The following is a 15,331-nucleotide window of genomic DNA, read 5'->3' on the forward strand; positions in this document are numbered from 1 at the left end:
AGAAATGGCCACGCGGCGCGGATTTCTGGCGGGGCTGGCCTCGCTGTCGCTTCCCGGGCTTGGCTGGGCCGATGTGGGCAGCCCGGCCTGGCTTTCCGCCGGGAAAGAGGGCGAGGATTATGTTCTTCACGGGCTGCGATCCGATGGCGAAAGCCTGTTTTCCATCCCTTTGCCGGCGCGGGGACATGCTGCGGCGGCGCATCCGTCGCGGCCCGAAGCGGTGGCTTTTGCCCGCCGTCCCGGTGTCTTTGCCATCGTGCTGGACTGTTTCACCGGCGGCATCCGGCACCGGCTGACCCCGCCTGAAGGGCGGCAATTCAATGGCCATGGCGCTTTTTCCGCCGATGGGGCGCTCCTGATGACCTCGGAAGTCGTGGCCGAGGGATCGGAAGGGCGGATCGGGATCTGGGAGACGGAGACTTACCGCCGGATCGGCGAATGGCAGACCGGCGGCATCGGCCCGCATGATATGAAACGCCTCGCAGACGGGCGGCTGATCGTCGCGAATGGCGGTATTCAGACCGACCCTTCCGACCGCACCACGCTGAACCTTGAGACCATGCGCTCAAATCTGGCGCTGCTCTCACCTTCGGGCGAGATCCTGGAGATCGCCGAGCTGGAGCCCGATCTGCATCAGAATTCCCTGCGCCATCTTGCACTTGTGGGTGAGGGCGTCGCGGTCGCGTTGCAATGGCAGGGTGACCTCTCTGATCCGGTTCCGCTTTTGGCCCGCTGGGAGCCGGGCCGCGCGATCACCCTGTTTGAGGCCGCGCCGGAAGAGATCTACACCATGAAGGGCTATGCGGGATCGATCGCGGCCAATCAGGGGATGATTGCAATTTCCTCGCCCCGGGGGGGCGCAGTGATGGTGTTTGGCGAAGATGGCACACCGCTTGCCACGCATCGGCGGGCCGATATCTGTGGTCTTGCGGCGCTGGAACAGGGATTCGTCGCATCGGATGGCGGGGGCGGGATCTGGGCGCTTGACGGCGCCGGTGCCCCTCTGCGCGCGCTGCGACACCGCGCCACCTCATGGGACAATCACATGGTTCCGGTCGCCTGATTTGCCAGAGTTTTCAGCTTTGTGACGATCTTCGCTGCGCAGCGTCGGCTGCGAGGGGGACAGAGGGGGGATATACTTGACAATTCCACCTGGTATTCCTAAAGCCATTCCTGACCGATCAGGTCGGAATCTGCTGCCTCGCAAGTGCCCCTCTCTCGGAGTGCCAGCCAAACGGTAGCGGGCTGAACAGGTGGAATTCAGGTGGCGGCCCGGTGGGGCAAGGCAACCGACTGGTTCGGATCTCCCTTTCGGAATTCGGGTCTGAGGCTGCAGGACTTGCACTTCATGGGCCCGTCAGGGCGATTGTGGAACGGATTTCTCGGATGATCTTTCCAGGGCGAGACCAGATTGACCTGGTTCTGAAATCCACGGCCAGGGTGGCTGAAAAACCGATGGTGGCAAAGGCTGTGCGGAATTCGCATGATGCTTTGGTTGTGTCGGGCAGGCCGTCTTCACCCGTCCCCCTTTGCACGAAATGAGACTTCAAGTGGTTGAACCGATGCGCGCGGCACTTCTTTCCCTTCTGATCCTCTCCGGTGGCATGGCTGTCGCACAGGACAATACGGCGCCGGTTGTGCCCGATGCGGCGCCGGAGCAATCCGCCGCGCCGGTGACCGAAGGCAGTGAGGCCCCGCCCGTGGTGCCTGATGCCGCGCCCGATGCCCCGCTTGCGCCCGTGACTGAAGAGACCGGTGCCATCACAACGCCGGACACCGGTGCCGCGAGCCCGGCTGTCACGCCGGCAACCGGCGCTGAAACGACCACGACCCCGGCCGCTGACCCCGCCACCCCTGCTGCAACCGGCGAGGCGGTTCAGCCCGCCGCAGGCCCGGCCGAAGCCGCTTCAGCCCCGGCGGCGGCGCTGCCGGTGCATTCAGTCGAGCTCGAATCGCTCTTCTGGGATGCGCATGTCATCGTGCAGGCGGTGATGGTTGGTCTTGCGATTGCGGCTTTCGTGGCGCTGGTGATCCTGATCCACAAATTGTTTGAATTCGGCTTTGCCTTTGCCTCGATGCGCAAGACTGCGCGTCTGCTGGCCAGCGCCTCAAGCCTCCACGCGGTTGCCGAAGCGGTGGCCGGCCGCAAAGGCCCCTCGGTCGATATGATCCGCGCCGCGGATGAGGAGCTGCGTCTCGCCGAGGCCGAGCCCGCGCTGATCCCCGGCACGCGCGACCGTACAGATACCGCGATGTCCCGCATCGAGGCAGGCGCTGCTGCGCGGCTGCGCTCGGGTACCGGGATCCTGGCCTCCATCGGCTCGCTTTCGCCCTTTGTCGGGCTGTTCGGCACCGTGTTCGGGATCATGAACAGCTTTCTCGCCATCGCGCAGTCGAACACCACGAATCTTGCCGTCGTCGCGCCCGGCATCGCCGAAGCGCTGCTGGCGACCGCCATCGGCCTTGCTGCGGCGATCCCGGCGGTGCTGATCTATAACGTTCTGTCGCGGAAACTTGCAAAATACCGGTTGCAGCTGAATGACGTGGCCGCCGCTGCGGCCCGCCTGCAAAGCCGGTCGCTTGACCGCCTGAGCGCGAGGGTCTGATCCATGGGGACCTCTGTTGGTGGCGGATCAGAAGACGAAGATGCCGAAGTTTCGGAAATCAACGTCACGCCTTTTATCGACGTTATGCTGGTTCTGCTGATCGTCTTCATGGTGGCGGCGCCGCTGTCGACCGTCGATGTGCCGATCAATCTGCCGGGAAGCACCTCGACCCCGACGGAACGCCCGGACGAGCCGCTCTGGCTGTCTCTGGGGCTGGACCGGGTGTTGTCTTTGGGCAATGATCCGGTGCCGGGAGGAACTCTGGGGGCCGTGCTGGATGCCGCAACGGGCGGCAATCGCGAAACCACGATCTTTTTCCGTGCCGACAAGGACCTGCCTTACGGTGCAACGATGGAAATTCTCGATGAACTCCGGAATGCCGGTTATCTGAAAGTGGCGCTGGTGGGGCTGGAAGGCGCCCCCGCTGCCGCCGCTCCTGCGGAAGGATCTCAGCCATGACCCAGGAATTGCCCTCTTTCACCCGGGCCCGCTGCCCCGTTCTGCCCTCGCATGTCGGTGCGGGCAAGAGCCGGGCGATTGGCTGGCTGGCCTCGACCTCGATCGCGGCACTGCTGGTTTCGGCCATTGGTGCACTGGCGATGACCTGGGACAGCGCCGGCATGTCGGCCGGGGCGGAAGAGCAGGCGGTTCTTGTCATGTTGCCCCCGGCCCAGGCCATCGAGGCGATCTCTGAGCCGACCCCGGATGTCACCGATCAGATGGCGTCGGAAGAGATGCTGACGCCCGATCTGGAAGACGCGCCCGACACGCCCGAGCTGACCGAAGCCCCGGATGTGCCGGACGAGACGCCTGAGATCCAGGAGATCGTCGAGGATATGGCCCCCGAGGTCGACCAGGAGCCACCGCCAAAGCCGGTGGTCGAAGTGCCGAAGCCGAAGGAAAGACCGAAGAAGGAAGAAAAGCCGAAAGAGGTCAAAAAGGCCGAAAAGCCGAAAGAGCCCGCTAAGGAAAAGCCGAAGAAGAGAGCGACCGAAGAGCGGGCGGAGACCAAAGCGTCAAAGCAGCAGGCCTCCGCTGCCTCCTCTGCAGGCAGCGGCCAGGCGGCAGCCAAAAATTACGGCGCCTCGGTGATGAAAAAGGTGAACCGCACCCGTAAGAAATCCGGGGGGGATCGCGGCACGGCAGTTGTGTCCTTCACCATTGCGGATAATGGCAGCCTCGCCAAAGCGAGCATTTCCAGAAGTTCAGGCTCTGCTAAGCTGGATGATGTCGCGCTGGATCACATCCGCCGGTCGGCGCCGTTTGACCCGCCGCCTGCCGGTGCCGGGCGCACCTATTCCTTTAAATTCGAGGGGCGGTAGAACCCCGTCATCTTTGCCATGCAAGTCAGAACACCCGGCGCAGCAAAGCTCCGGGTGTTTTGCTGTCAGGGCTCCAGCACCATCTGGGTCTGGGTGATCTGCGCCGCAAGCTTTCCATCGCCGCGCAGGACCGAAGTCTGCCAGACCTGGGTTCGCCGCCCCTGATGGAGCGGCTCAGAGATGGCGCGCACGACCTCGTTCAGCACCAGAGGGCGGAAGAAATTCGTCTTGCTCTCGACGGTGGTGGTGCTTTGATCGGGGCGGATCGCGGTGACAGTGCCAAGCCCGCCGAGGATATCCGCCAGCGCCATGATCGCGCCGCCATGCAGCACGCCATTGCGGTTCAGAAGATCCGGCCGCACCGTCAGTTCGGCCTCGACCCGTGTGGCCGTGGCCGAGATCACCCGCAGGCCGATCATCCCGGCAAAAGCGGAAATATCGCTGGCCTCTGGCGGGGCGGGGGGCAGGTTAAGCTCTGTCATGATCCAGGATCCTGTGCGGCGCCTGCATCTGTGACAATGCGGGCGCTTTTGCCGTGCGGGGGGATACCAGCATGGCCGCCCGGAAGGGGCAAGGGGCCTCAGCCCGCGCCTGAGACCCGGATCACCGGGCCGATAAGCCCTGCATTCGACTGCCCGAGCATCGTGACGGACAGAGCCTGGATCGGCTATGGCGCAGGCACCTCCTCGCGAGTCTGGTCGCGCACCAGCGGCTGTGCCAGAAGACCAGTCTGATCCGCAGGCGGGAAGACTTAGGCAAGATGGGCAATGCTGTGCGCGGAGTGAATAGCCGTGGGCATGATGAAACCCGGCTGATGGCCGTTCATCCAGGTGCGAGAGGCAATGCCGCCTGGGTGAACGTCTGCCATTAAATGAGGTGAGAGATGTCAGGCGTGGCGGCAATCGCGGGAAGCGCTCCTGTCGCCGTCAGGATTGCCTGGGCGTTCCGCCTCCTGCGTGTGCAGCGCTGTGGAGGTGCGGTGATTGGCGGCAGCGCTCCGGCCCGCCGTTAGTCCTCGGAAGGGGGATCATGCGCCTGAACCGCAATCGAGGTCGAATACGAGGATGCCAGCGAGCCCGCCAGCCGCCGCCGCGACCAGCCGCGCGCCAAGGGCGCGGTGATCGGGATGGGCCTGATAGGCAGCCAGCGCCGCCCAGGTGTCGAAGTCGATGGTGAAGCCATGCAGATAGCCGCGCTCGATCTGTTCGGGGCTTTCCGAGCGCCCGGCATGGATCGCGCTGATCCCGGCAACCTGGTCGCGGATCGGATGCAAACCGGCGAACAGCGCGGCGATCTCTGCTTCGCTGACAGTCTCGCGAAACCGGATCAGGACGATATGGCGGATCATGGGGTAGCTCCTTGCAGTCCATGGGGGGCGAGAATCATGACGGCGGCTTTCACGGCGATCATGATGGTGGCAGCATTGTCGTTTGATAAGACCACGTGCGGCATCACCGTGTCATTGACCGCCCTGAGCGCCGTGATCCCGTCGAAGCCAGGCAGCGGGTTGATGATCGCCTCGGGGTCTGAACCCATGCGGCAGGCATGGTCAAAGTAATCCTGGTCGCCTGCGACCTCCGGCTCCTCGACCGGTATCCGGCGGTCAGAGGGGGCGCCGGAAGTACGGGCCTCTCAGGGGCGCGTTCAGCGGATCGGCTGAGGCCAACCTTGCCGAGCCGCACGCGCAGGAAGGCCGAATTCGGCGTGACGCTGCAATTGGGCATGTCCGCAACCCATCTCTCGATCCCCGAGCCGAGGCCCAGATGGAACGGAACATCGGGCGCGCGCCGCCGGTCTTGTAAAATGACGAGGCGACGGGGCCGCGTTGCGTCAGGATGAATTGCGGTCCGGCCAGGGCCGACCAGAGTGGTTCTGCACCGCGGTCATAGATATGCGGGCCGCTGCATTCCGCGATGACAAACAGGGCAGGATGATCCTGGAGATCCGCGCCGACAACGGGCTGATCCGGCAGAACCTGACTCCCGTGGCGCAGCAGATGACCGGCCGGGCCGATCCCGGAAAGCCACAACAGCCAGGGTGAGCCAATGGTGCCCGAACTGAGGACCACGTTGCGGTCTCTCCCCCACCGCGCGGTTGCGCCCGATCATCTGGCGCAGCACCTGAATCGCGGTTCGCAACGCGAGATTGGTTCGCCCCTGTGCCGGGCGCAGATAAGCGGTCGGGGTCGAAGACCGCCGCATATTCCATTGCTTCAGCTGATGATAGTCCACCCCGTTCTGGACTTCGCCGGTCACATCGGGGTTGAAGGGCATGCCCTTTTTGCCGCAGGCGCGCAACCAGGCCTCGCAGACCGGCAGGGGGGCGGTCAAACACGCCGATCTCCTCGGGGGCGAGCACGAAATAGCTTTTGGTCTGCCGCGCCCCTGGCCTGACAGAGCGCGGCGGCCATGGAACCGTAACCTTCCAAATTCTGACAGGCAAAAGACCAGCCGGGTGTCAGCCCCTTGATATGCCGCAAAGGCGCGAAATCGGCCTTGCGCTGGCACATAGGCACTGCGCCGCAGAATTTGGAATTGCCGCCGGGATGATCACAGTTGCCGGGGGTGAACCTGGCCCCGGCCGCATCAGTCCACATCTCACCCGGGGCGAAAACATCCGAGGCGAAAAATCGCCTCGGGGTCACGCGCTTTGGGGCGGTGTTTTAAAGCCTCGCCCGATCGAAGATCCGCAGCCGGGCTCCCTAGGGCGCCAGGGCTCTTGCGAGTATCGTGCCTCTGATACCGGCCCCGATGATGATGCTGACGGGGCTCATACCTGAATCCGGTCTCCGGTTTTCGGATCAAAGGCCACTGCTTTTTCCATATTCACCGCGAAGTCAAAGGCCTGATGGCCGTGGACATCCGCATCCGCACGCATCCGCGAAATCACATCTTTGCCCGAAAGGGTCATGGTCACGAAAGTGTCGGCACCGGCGGGCTCGGTCACGGTGACCATATTGCGCAAGGGCTGCACATTATGCGAATTGCGGTCGGCGCCTTCCGGGTCGGTGATCGCCTCGGGGCGGATGCCAAGAAGGATATCGCGCCCGTCCCAGGCCGCATAATTGCCCGAGGAAAACCCAAGGCGCAGTGGCTTGCCAGCGGAGTCGGTGATTTCGGCCCAGGCACGGCCCTGGTCCACCGCCAGTTTTGCCGGGATGATGTTCATCGCGGGCGAGCCCATGAAGGTCGCGACAAAGAGGTTCGCCGGGCTGTCATAGATCTCTTTCGGGGTGCCGAGCTGCTGCACATAGCCCTTGTTCATCACCGCGATCCGGGTCGAAAGCGTCATCGCCTCGATCTGGTCATGGGTGACATAGACGATGGTGCGATTCAGTTTGTGATGCAGCTTTTTGATCTCGGTCCGCATATCGACACGCAGTTTTGCGTCGAGGTTCGAGAGCGGCTCGTCAAAGAGGAACACATCCGGATCCCGCACCAGGGCGCGGCCCATGGCGACGCGCTGGCGCTGACCGCCGGAAAGTTGGCCGGGCTTGCGGTCGACGAGATGGTCGATCTGGAGGAGTTTCGCCACATCGGCCAGCGCGCGGTCGCGTTCGGGCTTTGGCGTCCCGTGCATCTCCAGCCCGAAGGTGATGTTCTGGCCGACCGTCATATTCGGGTAGAGCGCGTAAGACTGGAACACCATCGCGATATTGCGCTTTGACGGATGGACCCCGTTGACCACCCGGTCCCTGATCGCGATTTCGCCGCCCGAGATGCTTTCCAGCCCGGCGATCATGTTCAGGAGCGTTGACTTGCCGCAGCCCGAGGGGCCGACGAGGACGAGAAACTCGCCTTCCTGCACCTCAATGTCGACGCTGTGCAGCACCTTAACGGCGCCGTAGCTCTTGGTGACGTTTCTGATGTCGAGAAAGCCCATGGCATCAACCTTTGACAGAACCCGCCATCAGACCGCGCACGAAATAGCGGCCTGCGACGATATAGACGATGAGGGTGGGGATGGCGGCAAGGATCGCGGCGGCGAAATGGACGTTGTATTCCTTCACGCCGGTCGAGCTTTGCACGAGGTTGTTCAGCGCGACGGTCATCGGCTGGGAAGTCCCGCCGAAACTTGCACCGAACAGGAAGTCATTCCAGATATTGGTGAATTGCCAGATCACGCAGACCACCGCGATGGGACCGGAGACCGGCAGCATGATGCGCCAGAAGATGCGGAAAAACCCTGCGCCGTCGATCTGCGCCGCGCGCACCAGTTCCGTCGGGAAGGCGGCGTAATAGTTGCGGAAGTAAAGTGTCGAAAAGCCGAGGCCATAGACGACATGAACGAGGATCAACCCCTGAACGGAACCGGCCAGTCCCAGCATCCCCAGCACCCGCGCCATCGGGATCAGCACGATCTGGAACGGGATGAAGCAGGAAAACAGCATCAGCCCGAAGATGATCGTATCGCCCCTGAAGCGCCATTTCGTCAGGATATAGCCATTGATCGCGCCAAGAATGGTCGAGATCACGACCGCCGGCACCACCATCAGGATCGAGGTCAGGAAGTAGGGTTTCAGCCCTGTCGCCTGCACGCCGATCTGGGCAGTGGACCAGGCCGAGCGCCAGGGATCCAGCGTCCACACCTCTGGCAGCGACATCATATTGCCGCCTGTGATCTCGGACAGCGGTTTGACCGAATTGATCCCCATCACATAAAGCGGCAGCAGGTAAAACAGCGCGAACAAGAGCAGGATCAGATAGATGAAGGTGCGGGTGATGCGCCCGGTCGAGACGGCGGTGTCCTGGGTTGCGACGCTCATTCCTTCTTCTCCTTCAGTTCAGAATAGAGATAGGGGATCATGATCGCGGCTATGGTCATCAGCATGATCACGGCAGAAGACGCGCCAACCCCCATCTCTTTGCGGGTGAAGGTATAGGAATACATGAAGGTCGCGGGCATCTCGGTGGCGCGGCCGGGGCCGCCGCCGGTCAGGGCGATGACGAGGTCGTAGGATTTGATCGCGAGATGGGCGAGGATGACGAAGGCGGAGAGAAACGCCGGGCGCAAAAGCGGGATCACGATGCGGCGGTAAAGCTGCCAGTTCGAGGCGCCGTCGATCTGTGCGGCTTTCAGGATCTCATTATCGATGCCGCGCAGGCCGGCCAGAAACATCGCCATCACAAAGCCCGAACTCTGCCAGACCGCCGCGATCACGATCGTATAGATCGCCATGCTGTTCGACTTGATCCAGGTGAAGGAAAAGCTCTCCCAGCCCCATTGATGCATGACATGTTCAAGGCCGATGCCGGGGTCGAGGAACCATTTCCAGGCGGTGCCGGTGACGATGAAGGAAAGCGCCATCGGGTAGAGGTAGATCGGGCGCAAAACACCTTCGCCCCGGATCTTCTGGTCGAGAAAGATCGCCAGCATCAGGCCAATCGCCGTGCAGATCACGATGTAAAGCGTGGCGAAGATGGCGATGTTTTTCAGCGCGACATGCCAGTGCGGCAGTGAAAACAGCCGGACATAATTGGAAAAGCCGACGAAATCCCAGCTCGGCAGCATTTTCGAATTGGTGAAAGACAACACCACTGTGAAGAGGATGAAGCCGTAGACGAAAAACAAGGTCACCGCGACGGATGGGGCGAGAACCAGCTTTGGCAGCCAGTCCTGCAATCTCGTGCGGAAATCGGCCTCGGATGCAGATGCCATTTCCTCTCCCTTTCCCCGGTTGCGGGGCGGTCGCGCCAGGGGCGCGCCAAAAATTTACCTAAATTTTTGTGCAAATTCCTGTTCAGGAATTTGTAGCGCGGGCGTTGTCCGCCCGCACCGGGATCGAAACGCGGGCCTGATTACTGCGCGGCCGCGACGGCGTCTTTCAGGGCAGTGGCGGCAGAGGCACCATCGGTGTATTCGCCATTGAAGACGGCGGTGATCACGTCATAGGTCGCGTTTTTCACCGCAGCCGGCGCACCATAGCCATGCGCCATGGACCCGAACAGCGTGTTGTTGGTATTGGCTTCGGCGAGATCCCTGATGCCCTTCTTGCCGCAATCATCGAAATCGGTATCCGGCACATCAGTGCGCGCCGGGACCGAGCCCTTGACCACGTTGAAGGCTGACTGGAAGGTCGGGCTTTCAATGGCCGATGCCATCGCCAGCTGTGCCTTAACCTTTTCTTCGCCCTTTACCTTGAACATCGCGAACTGGTCGGCATTGAAGGTCACCGCGCCTTGCGTGCCGGGGAAGCGGATGCAGATAAAGCCCTCGCCCGGTTTTTGCCCGGCTTTCAGGAATTCGCCCTTGGCCCAGTCGCCCATGACCTGCATGCCCGCTTCGCCATTGATCACCATGGCCGACGCCAGGTTCCAGTCGCGGCCCGAGAAATTGTCATCGACATAGCTGCGCAGCTTGATCAGGTGATCGAACGCCGCCGCCATCTTCTCGCCGCCAAGCGCTTCGGGGTCGAGGTCGATAAAGGCCGCCTTGTAGAAATCGGTGCCCTGGGCCAGCACGAGGCTGTCGAAAATCGTCGCATCCTGCCAGGGCTGGCCACCATGGGCCAGAGGCGTGATGCCGTTTTCCTTCATCTTGTCGAGAACCGCGATCAGTTCATCCCAATTGGTCGGCTCACCCAGACCGGTCTTGTCCAGCGCCGCTTTCGAGATCCAGACCCAGTTGGTCGAATGCACATTGACCGGTGCCGCGATCCAGTGGCCGTCATATTTGGAAAACGCCTGGAGCGCCGCCGGGATCACCTTGTCCCAGCCCTCGGGGTCCGCGACCGCGTCGAGATTGCCGAGCACGCCCTGTTCGGCCCAGTCGGTGATGTCAAAGCCCAGCATCTGCACTGCGGTCGGCGGATCGCCTGCGGTCACACGCGCCGAAAGCGCGGTCATCGCCGCCTCGCCGCCGCCACCGGCAACCGGCATGTCGACCCAGCCGATGCCCTGCGTGGCAAGATCCTCTTTCAGCACGTTCAGCGCCGCCGCCTCACCGCCGGCGGTCCACCAGTGCAGCACTTCCACATCTTCTGCCGCCGCCATTGAGGCGAGGCCGAAGGTCAGTGCCAGCGCCGAGACCATCCCCTTTGTCATCTTCCTCATCGCATCCTCCCAGATGTTAAGCCCCTTGCGGGAACAGATTATTGAAACGTTACAATATGGCCGTCCGTCAATAGTTTCTTTCTGCCCCTGCTTATTGCTGCAATGCAGAAAAATAAGCGTGTTTTTTGCTATGACGCGGAAATAGCGCGAAGTTTCTCAGGTTCAGTTCTTCAGTTGTATCGTTGCATTTTTTTGTCATACTCCGGGCTCACGCCACAGCAACACGCAGCGGCGTGCCCGCCCCAGCCCCGCCCCGGAGTGAAGCCCCTGACCGACCGCCCGTCCATTCCTGCTGATCCGCTGCCGCGCCGCGCCGGTGCCCGGGCAAAAGCGCGCCCGACCCTGCGCACCATTGCGGCCGAGACCGGGCTGGCCGTCACCACCGTGTCGCGGGCGCTGGCGCTGGATCCGCAGATCAAAGCCTCGACGCGTGATCTGGTCCGTGCAGCGGCAGACCGGCTTGGCTATGTGCCTGACCGCGCGGCGCAAAGACTGCGCACCGGGCGCACGCGGGTAGTGCAGCTGGTGCTCAATCTCGACCATGAATTCCTCGGTTTCACCCATGAACTGATCGGCGGCCTGTCTGACGCGCTGGCCGGCACCGGCTATTCCGTGACGATCTTCCCCGATATCCTCGGCAGTGACCGGCTTTCCTCGGTTCGCCGTATCGTCGAGGCGCGGCTGGGCGATGGCGTCATTTTCAACCGGACCGAACCCTTTGACCCGAGGGTGCGCTACCTGCTGGAACAGGGCTTTCCCTTTGTCAGCCATGGCCGCACCGAGTTTTCCACCCCCCATCCCTGGGTCGATTACGACAACGAGGCCTTTGCCCGCATTGCGGTCGAGCGGCTGATCACCCGCGGCCGCAAGCGCCTGATGATCGTGCTGCCGCCGGCGAATTTCTCTTTCGCGCAGCATCTTCGCTGGGGGGCTGTGGCAGCGGCAAAGGCGGCGGGCATCAGCTGCGAGATTCCCGAAGCGATCAGCCTCGACACTTCTGCGGCCGAGACCATGGCCTGGCTGCGCCAGCGCCTGTCGCAGCCAGACCGCCCCGATGGCATTATCGGCGTGGGTGAGGTCTCGGCCATGGCCGCCCTGGCCGCGATCAGCGATTGCGGGCTGGTGCCCGGGCGCGAGATCGATGTCGTGGCCAAGCGCGCCTCGGCGATTTTCGATCTGATGCGTCCCCGGATCGACACGATGGTCGAAGACCTCCGCCTTGCGGGGCGCAGCATGGGCGAGATGCTGCTTCGCGCGATGGCGGGCGAGGAGCCGTCACGCCTTCAGGTCCTGCATCAGCCGCTGGTCGATTTCTGACTGCATAAGCGCACCCGGTTCACCCGCGTGCGGCAGATGGCATGACCACCGATTTCGGTTCGGGATATTCCTCAGGCCGTAGCGGTCGTTTTCGTGGCCCCGGTTTTGGCATGTCCGCCTTTGGCGTGGCGGCTGGCGAAGATGCCATGAGCGGGGGAGTAGCGCTCGAACTGTTTCGCGGGTCGTCACTGGCAGCGATTGCGGCAGAGCCCGGGGCCTCGCAATGCGCCCTGATTTTAGCCGCGACCTGCGCGGATCGTCTGTCTGGCGAGATCGGGCGCGGCGGTGCGGCGTTATGTACGATTTCTGTAATTAGCTCCTGGCTATGTGACGGCTCCAGGGTATCGCGCATCCGAAAAGTGATATTTCTTGCAGGGCCGGTTCCGACAACTGTCGCGCGAAATGCTGCGTTTCCGGCCTGCCCGGCGCCATGCCAATGCGGGTTTCCGGCAGGGCAATCATGGCGCCCGGCATTGGTACGCGGATCTCACAGGCGGCCTTCTGCTCCAGCCCGCCGCCAAAGGCATGCCCCTTCATCACGGCAATCGTCGGTCGCGCCAGTCGCACCAGCCGGTCGAAAAGCCGATGCCCAATTCACACCTAATGCCGGGCGAAATCCCCGAGGCTGAGCCCGCCCCAGCCGGTAATATTGGCGCCCGAGCAGAAGCGTTTTCGGTGTTGCGGTGACCAGCGCGAGGGGCGCCTCGCTTGTCCCGATGGCGTTGAGATGGGTGGCAAACTGCGCCAGCATATCGGCGCTGAAACAGATCGCCTTGCCGGAATGTCGAGCCGGATCCGGACTATCGGCCGATTGAGGGTCAGAGACACCGCGCTCTTGGCTGCCATCCCTTCGGCCTGGTGCCTGGGAGCAAAAACGGCATGCGTTTCGTGTTTTCCGCAACTTGGACCCGCCCTCTGCTCGTGGGGGATGTCGCGGGCGGGGTCTGTCTCTGACATTGCCACCTCGGGGAAGGACAGGACCGACATGTCGGCCCCCCGCCCTGGAAATTGATGATTTGCTGCGATGAAGGGCCATAGCCAAGGGCATATGAGGCGGAGCCGGTCAGGGGCATGCCGCCCACCGCACCTTGTGCATTCGCCCGGGGTACTGCCTGAGGCTGACCTTCTTCCAGCAGGATACGCGGCACCATGGCGGAAATGTCGAAACCGAGATTGGGGGTATGGCCACCCTTCAGATCCATCGCGGCGCGCGATGACTTTTTCGATGCCGTGTTCGGCTCGGGTAAAGCTCTCTCAGGAGCGCAGGGTCTGGCCGGAAATCGCCGCGACGGAATCGGTTTCCGTGGTCAGGCGCAGATGCGCATCCAGCACAACCAGATCGACCAGTTACCCCGGCACGCAGATATCATACGGGCGCATGGGCACGGCAGTGGCTCTCCGCGAAACCTGGGCGATCACCAGCCCGCCATTATTGCGGGTTGTGATCGCCTGTTGCCGACCGCCAGGATAGGCCCCCCGAATTCAAAGCTAAGGTTGCTATTTGTGTCGAAGTTTGTGGTGCGTAGCCACGAAAATCGAGATAAATGTTTGAAAAGTGCAACCAGATCTCGTCGCCAAAATCGGCGCGGCGGACAATCGGCCTGCTTGCGGCACGCGCATCCTTCGCGGATCGGCTGACAAAGGTGCCCAGCGCCACTTTGATCAGCCTGTCCCGCGCGCGCCAGTCGATCCAATGGACGCGAGACTTATCGCCAGCCGCGCTCAGGTGCAGCATATGTGCCCGGGCGGATGGCGCTCCTGCCCATGCGCGCACCTGGGGCACGCAGCACGGAATTCAGGCAACCGTGCGCCGGGAAGGCGCGATGGTTGCCCGAACGGCGCAGATTGTGGTTGGTGGCGAAAGTGACCCCGGCCGCGCGGGCCGCCCGGGCCATCTCTGCCGCATCAGCGACCGCCAGGGCATTGTCGCGATGTCTTTCATTTGTGGCCGAGAGACAGACCGCATCGGTCCGGGGATCAGCGAGCGCTGTGGCGAGGTCGGTATCGGCATGGGGGATTCCGTGGCGCACGGGACAATCGCAGCCGCGCCCGGCCGTGGTACTGACCATGCGCCGGATCTCGCCCCCGGACTTGCGGCATTGTTACAAAAACTTCACGCAGTCGATCCGCATCGCCGGGATATAAGGCGGGCATATGCCCCTGGGGATTGATGTGACTGAAGCTGCAACGCCCATGCCCGTCCTCTCGCCGGATACCAGCTGCGAGGACGCCCTTGGCCAGCTGATCATCGGCTGCTGCGCCGCGCTCGACCGCCAACTGGCGGTTTTTCTGGAAACCGAAGACGAAAGCGGCCCGCATAAGGCCCGTGTCGCGCTGCGCCGGCTGACGACGGCGCTGGATGCTTTCGCGCCGATCCTCAGGCGCAAACAGGCGGGGAAGGTGCGGTCAGCAGCAAAACGGCTGTTTCGTGCGCTTGGCGAAGTGCGCGATGCCGATGTCTTCCTGGCCTCGCATCCCGGGAACAGCGAAGCGCTCGGGCGCCGCACGCTGGAGATCCGCCGCAAGACCCGGAAGATGTTGCGCGACAGCAAGGCGGTCGGTTTCGCGCCTGGGCTTTTGAAGCTTTACGGCTCGCAAGAGCTGTTCAAACAGAACCGCCGCAGTCAGATCGTGCGGGCCGCGCCGGTGCGCCTGCTCGCCGCGCTGGTGATGGGGGATGCCTGGCGCGCCGCGCGCAGCCATGGCGATGACCCCGCGAAGATGGAAGAGGTCGCGCGGCATGATTTTCGCAAGGATCTTAAGACCCTGCGCTATCTGGGCGAGTTTTTTCAGGATTTCTGGCCGGCGGAAGGCTGGCAGCTGTTCCTTGCCCGGATGCAGGAATTGCAGGACGAGCTGGGCCTCCTGAATGACCTCGCCAATGCGCGGCAAAAGGGGCGCGAGGGCGAGCGCACAGAGGTCACGGCAGCGCTGAAACGCGCAACCGGGCTTTGGGCCGCGCTCAGCACGATGCCGCCGTTCTGGGTGCCGGTTGCGCCCCCGGCTGCGGCGGATCCGGAACCCGATCTCTGAC

General features: G+C 62.9%; 17 protein-coding genes and 1 pseudogene. 7 read left to right on the plus strand and 11 right to left on the minus strand.

Going from position 1 to position 15,331, the window contains the following annotated elements; translation table 11 throughout:
- The first annotated feature begins 4 nt into the window (after window positions 1–4).
- From BLW25_RS00630 to BLW25_RS00645, 4 genes are all read left to right on the plus strand, one after another.
- The gene (locus tag BLW25_RS00630; RefSeq protein ID WP_092895425.1) at window positions 5–1,063 is read left to right on the plus strand and encodes a DUF1513 domain-containing protein; all 1,059 of its coding nucleotides are present in this window, start codon (window positions 5–7) and stop codon (window positions 1,061–1,063) included.
- A gap of 487 nt (window positions 1,064–1,550) precedes the next feature.
- The gene (gene exbB, locus BLW25_RS25185) at window positions 1,551–2,606 is read left to right on the plus strand and encodes a tonB-system energizer ExbB (protein WP_171909438.1); all 1,056 of its coding nucleotides are present in this window, start codon (window positions 1,551–1,553) and stop codon (window positions 2,604–2,606) included.
- A gap of 3 nt (window positions 2,607–2,609) precedes the next feature.
- The gene (exbD, locus tag BLW25_RS00640) at window positions 2,610–3,065 is read left to right on the plus strand and encodes a TonB system transport protein ExbD (RefSeq protein WP_092895429.1); all 456 of its coding nucleotides are present in this window, start codon (window positions 2,610–2,612) and stop codon (window positions 3,063–3,065) included.
- Entirely contained in the window at window positions 3,062–3,928 is an 867-nt protein-coding gene (locus tag BLW25_RS00645) for an energy transducer TonB family protein (protein WP_092895431.1), read from the plus strand. Before exbD ends, BLW25_RS00645 begins: the two co-directional genes overlap by 4 nt.
- A gap of 65 nt (window positions 3,929–3,993) precedes the next feature.
- Here the strand turns inward: BLW25_RS00645 and BLW25_RS00650 are convergent, their stop codons facing one another.
- The 9 genes and pseudogenes from BLW25_RS00650 to BLW25_RS00690 form a co-directional block, all read right to left on the minus strand.
- The gene (locus BLW25_RS00650) at window positions 3,994–4,410 is read right to left on the minus strand and encodes a PaaI family thioesterase (protein WP_092895433.1); all 417 of its coding nucleotides are present in this window, start codon (window positions 4,408–4,410) and stop codon (window positions 3,994–3,996) included.
- Window positions 4,411–4,955: 545 nt separating this feature from the next.
- Window positions 4,956–5,276: a Dabb family protein gene (locus BLW25_RS00655; RefSeq protein ID WP_092895435.1), complete on the minus strand. Its 321-nt coding sequence runs from the start codon at window positions 5,274–5,276 to the stop codon at window positions 4,956–4,958.
- Window positions 5,273–5,464, minus strand: coding sequence for a hypothetical protein (locus tag BLW25_RS00660; RefSeq protein WP_092895436.1), 192 nt, complete (start codon window positions 5,462–5,464; stop codon window positions 5,273–5,275). The genes BLW25_RS00655 and BLW25_RS00660 overlap by 4 nt, the downstream gene beginning before the upstream one ends.
- Before the next feature lie 67 nt (window positions 5,465–5,531).
- Window positions 5,532–5,996, minus strand: a complete 465-nt coding sequence (locus BLW25_RS25275) for a GMC family oxidoreductase N-terminal domain-containing protein (protein ID WP_092895437.1) — start codon at window positions 5,994–5,996, stop codon at window positions 5,532–5,534.
- A 25-nt stretch (window positions 5,997–6,021) separates the two neighbouring features.
- A pseudogene (locus BLW25_RS25280) lies at window positions 6,022–6,435 on the minus strand (GMC family oxidoreductase N-terminal domain-containing protein); the annotation flags it as partial.
- Window positions 6,436–6,697: 262 nt separating this feature from the next.
- Complete coding sequence (locus tag BLW25_RS00675) at window positions 6,698–7,810, minus strand: ABC transporter ATP-binding protein (RefSeq protein ID WP_092895441.1); 1,113 nt, start codon at window positions 7,808–7,810, stop codon at window positions 6,698–6,700.
- A gap of 4 nt (window positions 7,811–7,814) precedes the next feature.
- Window positions 7,815–8,693, minus strand: coding sequence for a carbohydrate ABC transporter permease (locus tag BLW25_RS00680; protein ID WP_092895443.1), 879 nt, complete (start codon window positions 8,691–8,693; stop codon window positions 7,815–7,817).
- Window positions 8,690–9,586 carry a carbohydrate ABC transporter permease gene (locus BLW25_RS00685; protein WP_092895445.1) on the minus strand — a complete coding sequence of 299 codons (897 nt, stop codon included), beginning with the start codon at window positions 9,584–9,586 and terminating at the stop codon, window positions 8,690–8,692. Before BLW25_RS00685 ends, BLW25_RS00680 begins: the two co-directional genes overlap by 4 nt.
- Window positions 9,587–9,726: 140 nt before the next feature.
- Window positions 9,727–10,980: an ABC transporter substrate-binding protein gene (locus BLW25_RS00690; protein WP_092895447.1), complete on the minus strand. Its 1,254-nt coding sequence runs from the start codon at window positions 10,978–10,980 to the stop codon at window positions 9,727–9,729.
- A gap of 258 nt (window positions 10,981–11,238) precedes the next feature.
- On the opposite strand from BLW25_RS00690, the gene BLW25_RS00695 reads away from it, so the two are divergent.
- The gene (locus BLW25_RS00695) at window positions 11,239–12,297 is read left to right on the plus strand and encodes a LacI family transcriptional regulator (protein ID WP_216279306.1); all 1,059 of its coding nucleotides are present in this window, start codon (window positions 11,239–11,241) and stop codon (window positions 12,295–12,297) included.
- A gap of 312 nt (window positions 12,298–12,609) precedes the next feature.
- Here the strand turns inward: BLW25_RS00695 and BLW25_RS25285 are convergent, their stop codons facing one another.
- A complete protein-coding gene (locus tag BLW25_RS25285) occupies window positions 12,610–12,891 on the minus strand; it encodes an enoyl-CoA hydratase/isomerase family protein (RefSeq protein WP_092895451.1) in 282 nt (93 codons plus the stop codon).
- Between the two features lie 555 nt (window positions 12,892–13,446).
- Between BLW25_RS25285 and BLW25_RS23830 the strand changes: the two genes are divergently transcribed.
- Complete coding sequence (locus tag BLW25_RS23830; RefSeq protein ID WP_143040406.1) at window positions 13,447–13,935, plus strand: hypothetical protein; 489 nt, start codon at window positions 13,447–13,449, stop codon at window positions 13,933–13,935.
- Between the two features lie 68 nt (window positions 13,936–14,003).
- On the opposite strand, the gene BLW25_RS00710 is transcribed toward BLW25_RS23830, so the two are convergent.
- A complete protein-coding gene (locus BLW25_RS00710; protein ID WP_092895455.1) occupies window positions 14,004–14,366 on the minus strand; it encodes a hypothetical protein in 363 nt (120 codons plus the stop codon).
- A gap of 103 nt (window positions 14,367–14,469) precedes the next feature.
- On the opposite strand from BLW25_RS00710, the gene BLW25_RS00715 reads away from it, so the two are divergent.
- A complete protein-coding gene (locus tag BLW25_RS00715; RefSeq protein ID WP_171909439.1) occupies window positions 14,470–15,330 on the plus strand; it encodes a CHAD domain-containing protein in 861 nt (286 codons plus the stop codon).
- Window position 15,331: the final 1 nt, after the last annotated feature.

The organism is Rhodobacter sp. 24-YEA-8 (genome assembly GCF_900105075.1).
GTDB lineage: Bacteria > Pseudomonadota > Alphaproteobacteria > Rhodobacterales > Rhodobacteraceae > Pseudogemmobacter.